Raw genomic sequence first — 16,284 nt, 5'->3', positions numbered from 1 at the left:
CGAGATGCACGCTTGCTGCGAGACAGCCGGCTGGGCCAGGAGGATGTCGATTGCGTGCACGACCAAGATCATGCCATGTCTGGCTTATATAAGCCAGACATGGTTATTCGGCGTCGCCGACCCCGGCCGCCCGAACATGCACTCGCGCCTGGAACCGCGTCGGCATCACCCCGGAGCCCAAGTCGCGAGTCCGCCGTCGACGGTCCAGCCGGTACGTGTAGGAAAGGCGTATGTCCAGTCGCTGGTATCGACTCGTTGGTGGCGCGCTCCTGGTCGTGGTCACGCTAGGAGCGTTGGGGTGGTTCGTCGTCGTGCCCTTGCCCGGCTGGGCCGCGGGTGCCGAGGTGGAAGCGCTACCGCTTCCGGAGCGGCTGGCTGCGGTGAACGCGGTGCGCGGCCAGTGCATGACGCTGGTGAGTGTGCTGTCCGGTTTGGTCGTCGGCGCGTATGGCGTGTACCGCTACTACCTCGACAAGGACAAGCAGCGGCTGGATCGGGACAAACACCTGACCGGCCTCTTCGACAGCGCCACCGGGAGGCTGGAGTCGGAGGACTCCGTGGTCCGGGCGGGTGGGCTTCGCACGCTGTTCCGGCTCATGGTGGATTCACCTCGCGATCACGTCCTGGTGCTGAACACGATCTGCGATGTGCTCCGGCAGCGCGCCGCCGATCGCGGCAGCGCCGAGCCGGCGGACCGGGTGGAACGCGATGTCGCTGCGGCGATCGACGCACTGCGCGAGCGTCCCGACCGGCCCGAGCCTGGGCCGTTGCCGTTGTCCCAACTGCACCTCCCCAAAGCCAGCCTGGGTCGGACCCGCTTGACCGGAGCGGATCTGCGGGGCACGACACTCGGCGACGCGGACCTCCGTGGTGCCGACCTGACCGGTGCGACGTTGGACGAGGCACAGCTCAGCGGCGCGAAGCTGACCACGGCGATCGCGGTCGACGCTGTCTTGACCGGGGCCGAACTGTACGACGCGGATCTGTCCGGCGCCGATCTTCGGGGCGCTTCGCTTCGACGGGCGCGGTTGCGCGGCGCGGTCATGACCGATGCGGACTTGAGGAGCGCGGATCTCGCCGATGCCGATCTCCGCGGTGTGGACCTCCGCGGCGCGCGCGGGCTCACCAGCGCGGGTGTGGCTGCCGCGATCGTCGACGGCGACACCGCGTTCCCGCCGGAGGTCAACCACCCCCGGCCCCACCGCGCCGCGAGCCCTCCTGCGGGATGACGAAGCGGCCCACCATCGCGGTCGCCGTGCACGACGGGTTCTACGGTTGCGGGACCGGTGCCGGGTACGCCAACTTCGGCTTCCTCGAAACGTTGGTGCGGCTGCTGCCCACCGGAGTCGGCCTCGCGATCCTGCCGGTGTACCTCGACGCGTCCAGCCCCGAGTACCACCCGGCCTGGCACGCCCGCGCCCGCGCTCTCGTCGCCAGCGCCGACGCGGCCGTGTACCCCGTGCACAACGGCACCAACGGACTCGACAGGTGGGGCACCTGGACCAACTTCGAGCACCTGGCGCAGGACACGGCGGCACGGATCATGACCACGGTCCAGCCAGGCTCGGATCCACTGCTGACCATAGCCTTCGACGCACCGTTCCTGGGATTGGCCAAGCTGCTCCCCCGCGACACCCTGGCGAACCTCGTGCTCGTCCCACGATCGACCGCCCGGATCCACGCGCCGTGGGACACAGCCCGGATCGGGTGGGAACGATCAGGGCTGCACGCGGGCTTGGCCGACGGGACGCTCGTCGGTGCCATCTCCTCGTTCATGGGCAGGCATCTGCGGGACGAGTACGACGTGCCGCGCGAATCCTTGATCACCCTCCAGGACGGTCTGACACCCGCTGACTGGGAAAGGCTGTCCGCGACGCCGCACCGCGCTTCCGATCTGCCTCCGGCGACGGAATTCGTACTGGCGATGGGACGCGCGGAACCGTACAAGGGCTTCGACGACCTCCTCGACGCTTATGCGGCACTGCGCGCCCGCACCGATCATCTGCCGCACCTGGTCCTGGCCGCGACAGCCGAAACCGGAGCATCGTCGTACCAACAGCACCTCGCCCGCCGCGTGGCCCAACTGGACATCGACGCGACCGTCCTGACCGAGTTCACCTCGGACGTGCCAGGTCTGCTGCGGCACCCTGGGCTCCGGGGCGTGGTCGTTCCGTCTCGAGTCGAGCCGTTCGGCCGGATTCCGATGGAAGCGTTCGCCGCTGGAGCGGTTCCCGTGATCACCACCACCGCACAGGGCCTGGCCGGCCAGGTCATCGACGGCGGCACCGGTTTCCACTGCCCTCCCGGCACGCCGAGCGCACTCGCCACGGCACTCGCCACGGCGCTCGATCTCGATCACGACCAGCGCTTCGCCTTCCGGCAACGAGCACGACAACAAGCACTCCGGCACTACGACCACCCCGCCGCGGTCCGCGAGTTCCTCACCAGAACGGCTCCGTGGCTCCCCCTTCCACGACCCGACGATCAGCTACGGTGTCTGAGCAGCACCGCGCCATCCGTCACCACAGGGAGTTCCGTGTCCGCCGTTCCTCCGGTCAAGGTCCCGATCGGCCTCCAGGCGCGGCACTGGACCACAGTCGAGCCAGAGCGGCATGTCCTGATCATCGCCCACCACGTCACCTCACTGGTCCGGCTCATGGACGTGCTCCCCGTGTTCGACTCCGACCCGCGGGTGCAGGTGGTCTTCACCTGGAACGGCTCCGACCCGTTCCGCCATGGGCTCGACCAGTACCTGACGGATCTCGGCGTCGTAGTCATTCCGTGGTCCCAAGCTATCGAAACAGAATTCGATCTCGCGATCGCCGCGAATCACGGCGGACTCACGGAAATAACCGCACCCCTCGTTATTCTTCCACACGGAGTAGGCTATACTAAGAATTCACCCGGAAACCGGAAACCGGAAACCGGAAACCGGAAACCGGAAACCGGAAACCGGAAACCGGAAACCGGAAACCGGAAACCGTTCTGTGTTCGGCCTTTCTCCGGAATGGCTGCTCTACAACGGACAGCCGGTCGCGGATTCGCTGGTACTCGCGCATGAGAACGAACTGGCGCGGCTCCAGGAACTGACGCCGGCCGCAGCGGGCATCGGTGTGGTCGCCGGTGATCCCGCCTACGACCGGATGCTGCGCAGTCGCCATCTGCGCGCTCGATATCGACGATCGCTCGGCATCGCACCAGATCAGAAACTCGTCACGATCAGCACCACCTGGTGGCAGCGTTCGCTCATGGGCAGTTGGCCGTCGCTCTTCCGCGAAGTCGTCGCCTGCCTCCCCCGGGACGAGTACCGGGTAGCGGGCCTGATCCACCCGAACATCTGGCATGGCCACGGCCCGTGGCAGGTCCACACCTGGCTGGCCGACTGCGTCCGCGCGGGGCTGCTGCTGCCCGCGCCGGTCGAAGGATGGCAAGCGACGCTCATCGCGTCGGATCTGATCCTCGGGGACCACGGTGCCACTACCTGCTACGGCGCCGCGCTGGGCTCGCCGGTACTGCTGGCGGCGTTCCCTGAACAGGACGTCGCCGTGGGTTCGGTCGGCGACGTGCTGGGACGGACCGCGCCGCGGTTGAGCCGCCGCGAGCCGCTCCGTCGCCAGGTCGAACGCGCCTTCACCGAACATTCCCCCAACCGATTCGACGCCCTTCGCGACCTGGTCACGTCATGTCCTGGCGAAGCAGCGCAACGATTACGAGCACTGTGCTACGGCCACCTGCGCCTGCCTGAACCATCTCGTCAGCCGGTCGTCCCCGTGGTTCCCGCGGAAGCGGTAGCCAGTCCACATCACCAGCCCGTCATGGCGGACCACATCGTGTGCACGCCGAGCGGCGAAGAACACCCGCACTACGTCATCGGCCGGTTTCCCGCCGAGCTCCAGGTCGATCAGGCGGACGAGAGGCACCTCGACGACGCCGTCCTCATGGTGCACGAGGACCACCCGCAGCAGAGCCTGCTCAGCCAAGCGGTCGTGGTCTTCCTGGCTGAGGCCGGGCCGGACGAGACCCTCAAAGCGGCGTTCGGCAAGGCGGTGCGCCGACATCGTGGCGCGCTGTTGCTCGCGCTACCCAGCTCCGACGGTTACTTGGTCTGTTCCCGCGACGGAAATCTCGTCGAGATCGCTGGTGAGCGAGCCGAACTCGGCGTCGCGGTCCTGCACGAATGGCGACTCGCCACTGGGGACGGCAGCATCCCGCCGGAAGAAGTGAGCATCACCGTTGGCGGTACGCGATCGACCGTTCGGTTACGGGTGGCCGAGGCCGTCGAGCTGCTCCCGTAACGCGGCCGCACGGCGATCGTCCAGTCGCTCGAACAGTTCCTTGGCCGTGCGGAGCAACCGCTCTCCCTCTTCCCCTTGTCCCGCGCGCAGTAGCAAGCCGCCAAGCACATGGCTGCTGTGTGCCCGCCACGAGTCGAGACTCACCTCGGCCTCGAGTTCAAGAGCATCGTGAAGCACGCGCACGGCCTCCTCGTAGTGCGCGTCACCCGCCGCCGCCAGAGATTCTCCGAGGTTCGCCAGCGACTTCACGTAGTTGTGGCGTTCCTTGTCCTCGGTGAAGTACGCGAGCGCGCGACGACCAGCTTCGATCGCCTCGCCGTGCCTGCCGACCGCGGCCAGCATCGGACCGCCGTTCATGTCCAGCAGCACCTCTTCGCGCTGACGCCGCTCGGCTGGGAACCGAGGATCGGCGAGCAGGTCACGGGACCTGGTCAGGGCATCGACCGCGTCGCGTGCTTCGCCCCGTCGTTGGTGCACGAAAGCCTTCCACACGAACATCTTCGCCAGGTGCATCACCGCGACACCGTCGTTGGTGAGCTCGCCCGCTAGATCCGCGGCTCGCCGAAAGTGGTCGAGAGCCGCCTCGTGGTTCTGCACCGAGAAGTAGGCCGTACCCAGCTCGGCGTGCATCCGCAGGAGCGCCCGGGGATCCGGCACACCGCTCTCGCTCAAGCGCCGCGCTGCCGCCAAGCCGATGCTGTGCACCGCGATCGCGTCCGCGAACAACTCACGCTGAAACAAGAACGTCGCCAGTGCCTCGCACAGCTGCCAGGCCAGATCATCGAACCCCTCGTCGGCCGCGACCTGGACCACTCGCCGGAAGTTGGCCCGTTCTCGTTCCAGATCACCGACCGCGTTGTCATACGCACCTGCGCCCTCGTATGCCGGCGAAATCCGGCCGTCGAACAGTTCGCCGAACCGCGCCCGCCCACTGAGCACCTGCTCTCGGGCGACGGCGAACTCCAGATACCCGCGGACGAGCCGGTCCAGTGCGGCACGCTGGTCAGCCGGGTGGTCTTTCTCGGCGAGCACACCGGCGTGCGCATGCACGAGGGTATGCAGTTCGAAGCGGTCGATGTCGATTTCCGTCAGCAAGCTCGCCCGAACGAGAGACCGCACATCATTCTCGACAGCATGACCGCCCTCCGGCCCCAGCAACGCAGCCGCGACCCAACCAGAGAACCGGCTGCCCGGATGGAGGCTCAGCAACCGGTAAAGCCGCTGTTCACGCTCGGACAGGTCTCGGTACGACACCTCGTAGATCGCCGCAACCGGGTGCTCGCCGTCGATGTCGAGCGCGGTCACCACCGATTTCACAGATTGAAGCTGCCGCACGTACAGCCCGACCTGGCCTCGATGCCGCGTCCGCAGGTGCGCACGGGCGATACGCAGAGCCAGCGGAAGTCGACCGCACAGCTCCGCCAGCACCTCCAACGACCGAGCTTCGCCCACCGCCGCCGCGGGTTCCATGCCCTTGGCCAGAAGTTCTTTCGCGCTTTCCATCGTGAACAGGTCGACGGGAACAGTCGTGAACCCGTACTGCTCGAACCCCTCAGCCCGCCGACGGCTGGTGGCGATCACCATGCTCTCGACCGACGCCGGCAGGAGATTGTTCACCTGCGCCGGCGTCTCGACGTCGTCGAGGAACACCAACAGCCGCCGCCCCGCCGTCGCGGCCCGGTACGCGGCCAACATGCCCTCCGAAGTCGTCGGCAGCGAATCCACACCCAGTTGTGGCAGCAGCACCGTCAATGCGTCCTCGACCGACAACACCTGCGACGACGCACCCATCGACACCTGGAGGGCCAGGTCGAAATCGGCTTGGAGACGTCCCGCGCACCACAGCGCCAACGAGGTCTTCCCCACCCCCGGCAACCCGGTGAACACGAAGACACCCTGCTCACCGCCCGCCCGAACGGCCGCGACTTCTCGGTCGAACGCGTCACGCTCGAGCGCCCGGTTCACGAACATGCGCGGCGGCGGCATCAAACTGCTCCCGGCCGGTAACCCGCCCATCCCACGCCCCTCATCCGACTCGTCTCCGTGCAGGTACCCGACCATACCGACACCGGCCGCCCACCGCGTGGTCATCCTCCCCGCCGGAGTCTCCGCAGTCTCCGCCCCGCGACGCGTCGATACTGGGGTTCTGCGCCGCGGACGACATCACGGCCGAGGTGGAGGTGCTCCCGTCCGAGCAGGTGAACGAGGCGCTCGAACGCTTGGGGCGCAACGACGTGCTCATCGTGAGCGGGAGGTAGGCCAGGCCCTGCCAGCACGCGCTTGACGACGGTCGTCGAAAGGCGATACACCTCTCGACGCGACCTTAAGCAATACACATTTCAGAACCGAACCAAAGGACTACGAACCACCAGGCCCATGCCGTCGAAACCAACGACTCCTACTCGGGCGTTCATCCGCAGCAGGCTCGTTGTCGAAGACATCCTGTTGGCCCCCCGCTCCTCACGGGAGCCTGGCTCAACCCGGCATTGTTCCTGCCCTTGGCGTGCAACGACGAGCTGATCAACACCCCCGTACCTACCGAACACTCGGCACGGCATCGTTCCTGGCCATGAGCGGCAGTCTCATCGGAGTCGCCCTCCTGGCCTGAGCGCCAGCCTCCCTGCAGTGCGTCAGGCGATCTGGTTGACCGCTTCGACGATGTGGGCGGCGCCATCCTCCTCGGCGACCCGAGCGGCGACCGTTTCGGCGCGCTGACGGTAAGCAGGGTTCGACACGGCGGCTTTGATCGCGTCCCCGAGGCGGTCCGCGGTGAGCTTCGCGAACGGCACCACGGCCGGGCTCACCCCGATCCGCACGAGCTGCCCGGCCCAGAACGGCTGGTCGGCGATCGCGGGCACCGGCACGTGCGGAATACCCGCCCGCAGCACCGCGCCGATCGTGCCGACGCCCGAGTGGTGCACCGCGGCGCTGGTCCTCGGCAGCAGCCAGTCGTAGTTGATCTCGCCCCGCACGGTCAGCAGGTCGTCCCCGCTGACCTCGAGCCCGGCCCAGCCCGCCTGGACGATGCCGCGGACACCAGCCTTGCGCAGCGCCTCGGTGACGATCCCGCTGAGCATCTCCCCTCGGCCTTCGCCCGCGTTGCTGCCGAAGGAGATGAACACCGGCGGCGGGCCCGCGTCGAGGAAATCGACCAGTTCGGCAGGCGGCTCCCAGCCGCCGGTGGTCGCGGGCCACCAGAACCCGACGACCTTCGACCCATCCGGCCAGTCCTTCGGCTTCGGCAGCAGTTCCGGGCTGTAGCCGTAGTAGACGTCCCGCTTCTTCGCGGGATCCGGCTTCTCCTCCGGCGGCAGCCCCAGATCGGCGCGCAGCTTCGCGAGCGGGTCCTTGCCCGTCCTCCTCGCCACCTTGTCGATCAGCGTGTACAGGCCGCGATTCCCGAATCGGCCCAGCGACCGGCCGATCCCCAGCACGGGCGGCGGGAAAGCACCGGTCGGCTGAGTCGGGCCGACGAACGCCTCGACCGAAGCGATGTCCAGGCTCTCCGCGACCATGAACCCGACGATCGCCAGCAACGACGGGATCATCACGTCCACGTCCTGCTCGGCGGCCGCGACCATCTCCATGCCCTGCTCGTGGAACTCGCGGACGACCCCCTGCGCGGCGCGCAGGCCGTCCACCGCCTTCTTCGCCCCCGAATCGGCGTCCTGCCAGTGCTGCATCAGCTCGGAGCCCTGGTCCTCGCGGGCGTCACCGGCGATCTCGTAGAACTCGAGACCGGTGGACTCCACCATCTCGCGGTAGTGCCCGTAGGAAGCGAACACCACGTGGTGCCCCGCCTCCCGCAGCCGGACCCCCATCCCGTGGTACGGGCCGACGTCACCCCGCGAACCCGGCGCGACGATCAGTACCTTCTTGGACTCTGACACGAGCTATCCCCCTTTTCGCACGGCAAACGCGAGACCCGTCGCGGCTACGAAGCAGCCTCGTAAATTACACGGCAAGAAACAACAAAACACATGTCGCGGGCAACGGTGAAGTCACAAAATGGTCTCATCGCGTTACCTGATTACCGAATCTCGCAGAAATATGTAAGGAACTTCCCAACTTCTCACGCGTCAAGACGGCAAACTGCGTAATCGGACCAGAACGACGTTTCCGCCGACCATTCCGTCACCCACGGGAATTGATCTTGGACGGATAGTGCCGACGTCCATCCGCGCGGCGGTCGCGGACCACGCACGGTGTTCTACGATGCGCACTGAGCGACCGGTCCGCTCTGTCCACAGTGGCCCTAATTTCCCTGAAGTTGAGCTGTCGCACTGGACGTTGCCGTGCCTGTGCACCGGGTGACGGACCGGCTCCACGCGGCCGAGGTTTCGACATAACGGCGACAAGGGGCGATCTCGCGCACGGTGTCCGATCGTGTTCGTACCGCATTCGGCCGCCTTTGCTGCGACCCTGCCGTGCCATCCACCAATTTCCATTTCAGCCAACTCAGTCGTCAGACGACACTGATGGGGATTCCGTCAGAATCGGAGGAAGGGGAGGCCGTCGATCCACTCGGTCACGATCGCGGCGGTTTCCGCGGCGCGTACGGTCGGGCAGGATCGCGGTGATTTCGCGTCGGCGAAGCGGAAGTAGTCCGGTGGCCCGGACAGCGCCCCGACCGAGGGAAAGCAGATCAGCTCGGGCCCGGTTCCGCCGTGAGCGGGTCGAAAGCCAGCGTCGCCGGGAACGGCAATCCGGTCCGTCCGCTGAGCTGGTTGCGCAGGTCGACCGAAACCAGGGAGTCGACCCCCAGCTCCCGGAAGGAAGCCGTGTCCCCGAACTCGTCCACTGTGGAGTGTCCGAACTCGTCCACTGTGGAGTGTCCGAGCACGGACGCGACCAACCCGCGCACGAAGGCGGACACCAGGTGCTTGGCGAGCATCCCACCGTTGGTTCCGGTGCCGCCGGTGATCAGCACCGTGCCTTCAGGATCGATGGTGTTGGCATCCGCTTCACCAGGTCCGATCGCGACGGCCCCGTTACACGGGTGCGCGTGTCGCCAAGCATGGGTGACGGCTAACCCCGGGCGACCTCGGCGGTGTGCGCGGGGATGTAGCGCTCGCCCGTCACCTGGTCGCTCAGCGGGTCCAGCACGGCCAGCGCCTCGGCGTCCAGGGTGAGCTCCAGCGCGGCCGCGTTCTGTTCGAGCCGGGCCGGGCTGCGGGTGCCCGGAATGGCCGCCACCGCCACCCCGAGCCGCTCGGCCTGGGCGTACACCCAGGCCAGCGCCACCTGGGCCGGGGTGGCACCCAGCCGGTCGGCCACCTCGCACACGGTCCGCGCGATCTTCTCGTTGGCCTCCCCCGCCTCGCCGGCGAAACGGGGGTTGGTGCGCCGGAAGTCCTTCTCTCCCAACGTGGAACGGTCCAGCGCGCCGGTCAGGAACCCCCGCCCCAGCGGCGAGTACGGCACCAGCCCGACCGCCAGCTCGGCCATTACCGGGGTGACCGCCTCCACATCGCGGGTCCACAGCGAGTACTCGCTCTGCACCGCGGCGATCGGGTGCACCGCGTGCGCCCGGCGCAGCAGCTCGCCGTCGACCTCGGACAGGCCCAGCCGGCGGACCTTGCCCGCCTCGACCAACTCGGCCATCGCCCCGACGGTCTCCTCGATCTCCACGTCCTGCGGCGGGCGGTGGGCGTAGTACAGGTCGATCACCTCGACACCCAACCGCAGCAGCGAGGCGTCGCAGGAGCGCAGGACGTAGTCCCGGGCACCGCGGATGCGGCGTGCCCGGTCACCGGCGCTGCGGTCGATGCCGAACTTGGTGGCCAGCTGGACCTGGTCCCGGCGACCGTGGATGGCCCGGCCCACCAGCACCTCGTTGTGCCCGGTGCCGTAGGCGTCGGCGGTGTCCAGGAACGTGATGCCCAGCTCCAGCGCCCGGTCGATGGTGGCAAGGCCGCCGTCCCAGTCGGCGGCACCGTAGCTCTCGCTCATCCCCATGCACCCCAGGCCCATCGCGCTGACGGTGAGACCGGACGAGCCGAGCGTGGTTCGGGTGATCATGCGCGGATACTCCTGACTGGGCGATACCTCGAAGACTGACCAACGCCGCCGACGCTAGGACCTGGAGCGCGCTCCAGGGCAAGCCGAAGGACCGACACCCGCCAACGGCGGTCACCTCGGCAGGGCCGCGGACGCTCCCCGGTTTGCTCCGAGCTGATCTTTGCGGCATCTTTACGCGTGGAGCGCCGGGAAGTCTGGTCGGCACTCCACTCCGGCACGGGGTGGAGTAACCCGACTCGTGGACGGATTTTCATGGCGCTGGTACTCGCCTCCCGTGTGGTGCTGCCGGTCGGCGAGTCGCAGTCGCTGTCCGGTGCCGCGCTCCCCCGTCGGCCGCATCGCCGTCCCGTCGCCGAGCTGGTGTCCGATCCGCGCGCGCCGCACTCCTCGACCGACCTCCCGGTCACCGAAGCGCTGAGCTTCGATCCCCCGGACAACCTGCCCACCGGCCGTAAAGAACACGACAGGAGTACCGCATGAACCCCGGCGCGTCCGCCCCGTCCGCCGTAACCTGGCGAGATGCACGCGGGCGAGATGGCCGAGCGGTTCCCGGTGGTGGAACTGGATTCCGACGCGCTCGAGGCCGCGCGGCTGCTGGCCGAGCACCGGCTCCCCGGGCTGGTGGTCACCGACTCCGCAGGCTGCCCGCGGTCCGTCCTGCCCGCCTCGCAGGTGGTGCGGTTCCTGGTGCCCTCCTACGTCGCCGACGACCCGTCACTGGCCGGGGTGCTCACCGAATCGACGGCGGACCGCGTCGCGGACAAGCTCAGCGGCAAGACGGTCCGCTCGCTGCTGCCCACCGAACCGGCCGAACTGCCAAGGGCCAACGCCGACGACACCATCATCGAGGTCGCCGCCATGATGGCCCGGCTCCGCTGCCCGCTGGTCGCGGTCATGGAGGACAGCAAGCTGCTCGGCGTGATCTCGGCGTCGAGGTTGCTGCAACTGGCGCTCACCCCGCACTGACCGGGGGCGGCCGGTGAGCGCCGCCATCGCGATCACGGTGTTCGTGATCGCCTACGTCTTCATCGCGACCGAGAAGGTCCCCAAGATGGTCGCCGCGCTCGCCGGCGCCGGGGTCGTGCTCGCGACCGGCGTGGTCGAGGCCGACGACGCCTTCTACTCCCACGACACCGGAATCGACTGGGACGTCATCTTCCTGCTGCTCGGCATGATGATCATCGTCGGTGTGCTGCGGCGGACCGGTGTCTTCGAGTACGTGGCCATCTGGGCCGCCAAACGCGCCAAGGGCTCACCGCTGCGGGTCATGGTCCTGCTGGTGCTGATCACCGCGGTCGCCTCGGCGTTCCTGGACAACGTCACCACGATCCTGCTCATCGCCCCGGTCACCCTGCTGGTCTGCGACCGGCTCGACGTCAAACCCGTCCCGTTCCTCATCGCCGAGGTGCTGGCCTCCAACCTCGGCGGCACCGCCACCCTGATCGGCGACCCGCCGAACATCATCATCGGCAGCCGCGCCGGGTTGTCCTTCAACGACTTCCTGCTCAACCTGGCCCCGATCGTGGCCGTCGAACTGCTCGTGTTCGTCCTGGTCCTGCCCCGGCTCTTCCGCGGCTCGTTCACCGTCGACCCCGACCGGGTCGCCGACGTGATGGCGCTCAACGAACGCGAAGCCATCCGCGATCCGCGCCTGCTGGTCAAGTCCGGGATCGTGCTGCTCGCGGTGTTCGCCGCCTTCGTCACCCACTCGGCGATCCACCTCGAACCGTCCGTGGTGGCGCTGCTCGGAGCGGGCGTGCTGGTGCTGATCTCCCGCACGGTCCCGAAGCACTACCTGGCCAGCGTGGAATGGGAAACCCTGCTGTTCTTCGCCGGACTGTTCATCATGATCGGCGCGCTGGTCAAAACCGGCGTCATTGGCGAACTGGCGAAGCTCGCCGCCGACGCCACCGGCGGCAACGCGCTGCTCGCCGTCATGCTGATTCTCGGCGTCTCCGCCGTGCTCTCCGGGGTCATCGACAACATCCCTTACGTGGCAACGATGAGCCCGCTGGTGCTGGCGCTGACCAACGACATCCCCGACCCGGCGCATTCCGAGGCGCTGTGGTGGTCGCTGGCGATCGGCGCGGACTTCGGCGGCAACATGACCGCCGTCGGCGCCAGCGCGAATGTCGTCATGCTCGGCATCGCCGCCCGCTCCGGAAGCCCGATCTCCTTCTGGGAATTCACCAAGAAAGGCGCGATCGTCACCCTCGTCACGGTGCTGGTCGCGGCGCCCTACCTCTGGCTGCGGTACTTCGTCCTCGCGTGAACACCCCCGCCCGCCGTACCCTCGAAACCGCCTTCCTCACAACGAAGTGGGACCGACATGGAACACCTCGTCACCGCGATCGCCCTCATCGTGGCCTTCGTCCTCGCCGCACTCGCGCTGCGCGCCGCCCGCCCGCGCCGGTGAAACCCGGTCACCTCTTCCTGGCCAGCACCGCGCGTTCGATCTCCGACACCGCCATCGCCCTGCCAGCCGGAACGAGATACCGATCGGTGAACTCCCGCGCCCCCACCTGGTCGACCTCGTCCCAGCCGTACTCCGCGAGGAATCCCGGCACCGCCTCCGGTGCCATCCCGAACCGCCACAACGGCCGCCGCACCACGAACTCCCGATAAGCGGACTCGGCGCCGTACAACGCGGTACCGTCCAGGAAATCCTGCCGGACATAGGTGAACACCAGCTCGCTGCCCCGCGGCGCGCCGCTCAGGAACGCGAACGTGGCGCGGACACCGGCCTCGGTCAAGTACTGGGTCACCGCCTCCCACACGAAGAACGTCCGCGCCCGCGGCCGGTAGCCGTGTCCGGCGAGGCGCCCGGCCAGATCCTGCGTCTCGAAATCGACCGGCACCAACGTGACCCCCGCGGGCACACCGCCGTGCAGTGCCGTCAGCCTGGCCCGCTTGCGCTCGATGTTCGCGGGGAGGTCGACTTCGAACACCGGAACGTTCGCGAGCGCGGGAAGCCGGTAGGCGCGCGTGTCGAAACCCGCGCCGAGAATCACCACCGCCTCCACCCGCTCCCGCGCCGCCTCCACCGCGTCGTCGATGAAACGCTTGCGGCACACCATGCTCGCCCACAAACCCGGAATCCGTCGCTCCGTCGCACCCACCAGCATCCGCCGCACCACAGGCCACCGCGCGGCGCGCACCGCCGCTCGCCCGCTCGACGGCAGCAACCGCGCGGCCACCGGGTCACGCAGCAACGAGACGTCCTCGTACTGCTCCACGGCGACGATGACCATCGGCCCGAGGGCCGTCCGGGCGGCGGCGGTACTCATGTGCGGCTCCTGGAGACAGGCTGGCAGGGACAACGCCGACCAGGCTCCCCCGGCACACCGAATCACCACCCTACGCCAAAACCTGTTACCTGCCAGCGTTACCGGCGGAAGGGCCCGGTCGCTGACGTGGGTCTTCCGCCTCTGTGCGGTGCGCATGGCTGCGTCGACGCTGAACTGGGTAACCGGAGAGGACCGGGCCTGAGAAGGTGAGCAACCCGATCGACGGTGGGGGGAAGCGACGTGCGGCCCACGCGAGTGGACAGCCCGGACAACACGCGGATCGACGAGCGGATACGGCAACTGGAAAGAGACCTGGCTCGCCGGTACGACCGGATACCGCCGGGGCTGATTCACCGGATGGTGGCTTACGCCCGATCCCGGTTCGCCCACGCCAGGGTACTGAGGTTCGTTCCGATTCTCATCGAGCGGAGGGTCCGCGCACACCTGGACCTCACCACTGGGATGTCCGGGAGGTCGTGTCCGGCCATCGCCGGGAACGCGGCGCCAGGCCGCGCACTGTCGGAATGGGCCCGGCTGACCGCGCACCGCCTGCTCTCCGAAGCGTTACCCCGTCGTTGGGCCCACACCCAAGGCGTCGCCCGGCGGGCAGCCGAGATCGGCACTGCTTTCCCACCGACAGACCGCGAGACCCTGGTGGCCGCGGCGTGGCTGCACGACCTCGGCTACACCCCCGCCCTCGTCCGCACCGGCTTCCACCCCGTCGACGGAGCGGAATTCCTCGCCGCCTGCGGCGTGCCGAACCGCGTCTGCGCTCTTGTCGCCCACCACACCGGCGCCGCCGCCGTCGCGGAGCTGGTCGGGCTCTCCGGTGAGCTCGCGAAGTTCCCGGACGAACGAGGTGCGGTCCGCGACGCCTTGTGGTTCTGCGACATGACCACCAGCCCGGACGGTGCTCCGGTCACCTTCGCCGACCGGATGACCGAGCTGCGTGCCCGCCGCGGCCCCGATGACCCCGTGGTCCGCGCATTGGCGGCCAATGGAAGCGAACGGGCCGCCGCCGTGCACCGCACCGAAGAACTCCTGCGGCGAGCCGAAATCCGGACAGGTTGCCGGAGGTGAAATCCGGCGCGCACGACCCGATGGCGCTGGCAACGTCAAGCGCGAGACCGGTTCGCCTGATCGGCGGCGATGATCAGTGCGTCGACGACGTCGGTGAGCCGGTTCCGGCGCTGGTGTGCTTGGCGTTGGCGGTCGGCCCCGGTGCCGCGGGCCCGGATCCAGTCCCAGGTCGTGCGGGCGAGGTCGAGGTCGTGATTGCGGTGCAGGGCGGGGCCGAGGTGGGTGAGCAGGTGGTGCGCCATGCCGATCGCGGGGACCGCGGTGCCGGTTCGCACGTCGATCGCGGATCCGGTCAGGCCGTCGAGCGCGGCACGCCAGTACGCGGCCCGCAGCAGGTGCTGCGCCGGATCCGGGGCGGGTTCCTTGGCCGCGATCGCGGTGATCGCGGTGTCCACCAGCGCGCGGACGATCGCGGCGAGGAACACCGTGTCGGTGACGGTGGGCGCGGCGTCACCGACACGTATTTCGATGGTCGGGACGTGGCTGGAGGGCCGGATGTCCCAGTAGAGGCCGCCAGGATCCAGGATCGCGCCGGTGGCGTGGAGCTGCCCGACCAGGTCGTCGAAATGCGCGACCGAGTGGAAGACCGGCGGTGGGCCCGCGACCGGCCAGCGCGCCCAGATCATGGTGCGCCAGCTGGCATAGCCGGTATCGCGCCCGGCCCAGAACGGGGAGTTCGCGGTGATCGCGATCAGCGTGGGCAGCCATGGCCGGATGTGGTTGCTGACGCGCAACGCGAGCTCCTGGTCATCGAGTCCTATGTGGACATGGCAGGCGCAAGCGCTTTGCTCGTCGTCGAGGGCCCGGAACGCGGCGACGCTGCGCGCGTAGCGGGCTCCTTCGGTGATGGGTGGCGGAATCGGGTTCCCGAGCACCGGGGTGCCGGAGGACATCACCCGCAGCCCGTGGCGCGCGGCCGCGGCCGCGGTGGCCCGCCGCGTCGCGCGCACCTGCTCCGCCAACGCGGTCAGGTCCTGGCACGGGTCCGTGCGCACCTCGACCTGGAAGCGCGTGATCTCGGTGCCGACCCGGTCACCGAGTCGCTCCGCCGCGGTGGCGACCACGGTTTCCGCGGCGGGCCGGACGGCCCGGGTCCGCGGATCGACGAGCAGGTACTCCTCTTCCACACCGACCATCAACCGGGCAGCACAGGCCATGGGCCGATTCTGCCGACACCCGTCGTCGAGCGCGCGGGGTGATGACGGTAGGTGACCACTCGATCGGAATGCCGGTTCATGCCACCAGGTGTCGTGCGGACGGCGCCTGATGGGCCACCGTGGGATTGCCGGATCAGCGAACAGCGGGAGGGGCCATGCGGTCCAGGTCGCGGATTCTCGGGATAATCGTGCCACTCCCATGAACGTGCGCGCCCACACCGCCGACGACTTCCGGCGACAACATTCCGCGCCGTAGGTCCGGTGGCGCCGAATCCGTTGAGGACATTTCCCATGCTGCTCTGGGTTTACCACCTGCCGAACGCGGTGCTGTTCGCGATCGTCGTATCGACGACCCTGGCGGTGTGCTGGGCGGCGGTGTGCCTGCTCCGGCCGGTCCTACGACCTCCTGCTGCACCTGAACCAGGTCAACGCGGCGGCGTTGCG

13 protein-coding genes are annotated in these 16,284 nt (G+C 68.4%); 7 read left to right on the top strand and 6 right to left on the bottom strand.

Features of this window, described 5'->3' with window-relative positions:
* Window positions 1-230: 230 nt before the first annotated feature.
* From HUW46_RS38265 to HUW46_RS38255, 3 genes are read left to right on the top strand one after another with little or no spacing between them, the layout of a single operon-like run.
* Window positions 231-1,229, top strand: coding sequence for a pentapeptide repeat-containing protein (locus tag HUW46_RS38265; RefSeq protein ID WP_215543579.1), 999 nt, complete (start codon window positions 231-233; stop codon window positions 1,227-1,229).
* Window positions 1,226-3,061, top strand: a complete 1,836-nt coding sequence (locus tag HUW46_RS38260) for a glycosyltransferase family 4 protein (RefSeq protein ID WP_215543578.1) — start codon at window positions 1,226-1,228, stop codon at window positions 3,059-3,061. Before HUW46_RS38265 ends, HUW46_RS38260 begins: the two co-directional genes overlap by 4 nt.
* A complete protein-coding gene (locus HUW46_RS38255) occupies window positions 2,988-4,295 on the top strand; it encodes a hypothetical protein (protein ID WP_215543577.1) in 1,308 nt (435 codons plus the stop codon). Before HUW46_RS38260 ends, HUW46_RS38255 begins: the two co-directional genes overlap by 74 nt.
* Here HUW46_RS38255 and HUW46_RS38250 read toward each other — a convergent pair.
* The 4 genes from HUW46_RS38250 to HUW46_RS38235 form a co-directional block, all read right to left on the bottom strand.
* A complete protein-coding gene (locus tag HUW46_RS38250) occupies window positions 4,260-6,311 on the bottom strand; it encodes a tetratricopeptide repeat protein (RefSeq protein WP_215543576.1) in 2,052 nt (683 codons plus the stop codon). The genes HUW46_RS38255 and HUW46_RS38250 overlap by 36 nt on opposite strands.
* Window positions 6,312-6,925: 614 nt before the next feature.
* Complete coding sequence (locus tag HUW46_RS38245; RefSeq protein WP_215543575.1) at window positions 6,926-8,185, bottom strand: glycosyltransferase; 1,260 nt, start codon at window positions 8,183-8,185, stop codon at window positions 6,926-6,928.
* Between the two features lie 755 nt (window positions 8,186-8,940).
* Window positions 8,941-9,225, bottom strand: coding sequence for an acyl carrier protein (locus tag HUW46_RS38240; protein WP_254125338.1), 285 nt, complete (start codon window positions 9,223-9,225; stop codon window positions 8,941-8,943).
* A 98-nt stretch (window positions 9,226-9,323) separates the two neighbouring features.
* On the bottom strand, window positions 9,324-10,316 hold the full coding sequence (locus tag HUW46_RS38235) for an aldo/keto reductase (protein ID WP_215543574.1): 993 nt from the start codon (window positions 10,314-10,316) through the stop codon (window positions 9,324-9,326).
* A gap of 252 nt (window positions 10,317-10,568) precedes the next feature.
* Here HUW46_RS38235 and HUW46_RS38230 point away from each other — a divergent pair, with 252 nt between their 5' ends.
* From HUW46_RS38230 to HUW46_RS38220, 3 genes are read left to right on the top strand one after another with little or no spacing between them, the layout of a single operon-like run.
* Window positions 10,569-10,796, top strand: a complete 228-nt coding sequence (locus tag HUW46_RS38230) for a hypothetical protein (RefSeq protein WP_215543573.1) — start codon at window positions 10,569-10,571, stop codon at window positions 10,794-10,796.
* Between the two features lie 39 nt (window positions 10,797-10,835).
* Entirely contained in the window at window positions 10,836-11,282 is a 447-nt protein-coding gene (locus HUW46_RS38225; protein WP_215543572.1) for a CBS domain-containing protein, read from the top strand.
* A 13-nt stretch (window positions 11,283-11,295) separates the two neighbouring features.
* The gene (locus HUW46_RS38220) at window positions 11,296-12,588 is read left to right on the top strand and encodes an SLC13 family permease (protein ID WP_215543571.1); all 1,293 of its coding nucleotides are present in this window, start codon (window positions 11,296-11,298) and stop codon (window positions 12,586-12,588) included.
* Between the two features lie 151 nt (window positions 12,589-12,739).
* Here HUW46_RS38220 and HUW46_RS38215 read toward each other — a convergent pair whose 3' ends face one another.
* Window positions 12,740-13,603 carry an SAM-dependent methyltransferase gene (locus HUW46_RS38215; RefSeq protein ID WP_215543570.1) on the bottom strand — a complete coding sequence of 288 codons (864 nt, stop codon included), beginning with the start codon at window positions 13,601-13,603 and terminating at the stop codon, window positions 12,740-12,742.
* Between the two features lie 240 nt (window positions 13,604-13,843).
* On the opposite strand from HUW46_RS38215, the gene HUW46_RS38210 reads away from it, so the two are divergent.
* Entirely contained in the window at window positions 13,844-14,683 is an 840-nt protein-coding gene (locus HUW46_RS38210) for an HD domain-containing protein (protein ID WP_254125336.1), read from the top strand.
* 35 nt (window positions 14,684-14,718) lie between these two features.
* Here the strand turns inward: HUW46_RS38210 and HUW46_RS38205 are convergent, their stop codons facing one another.
* On the bottom strand, window positions 14,719-15,840 hold the full coding sequence (locus tag HUW46_RS38205) for a carboxylate-amine ligase (protein WP_215543569.1): 1,122 nt from the start codon (window positions 15,838-15,840) through the stop codon (window positions 14,719-14,721).
* Window positions 15,841-16,284: the final 444 nt, after the last annotated feature.

This window comes from Amycolatopsis sp. CA-230715, from assembly GCF_018736145.1.
Taxonomy (GTDB): domain Bacteria; phylum Actinomycetota; class Actinomycetes; order Mycobacteriales; family Pseudonocardiaceae; genus Amycolatopsis.
Note: the sequence above shows the minus strand (reverse complement) of the source record. Positions and strands in the feature narration are given on the sequence as shown.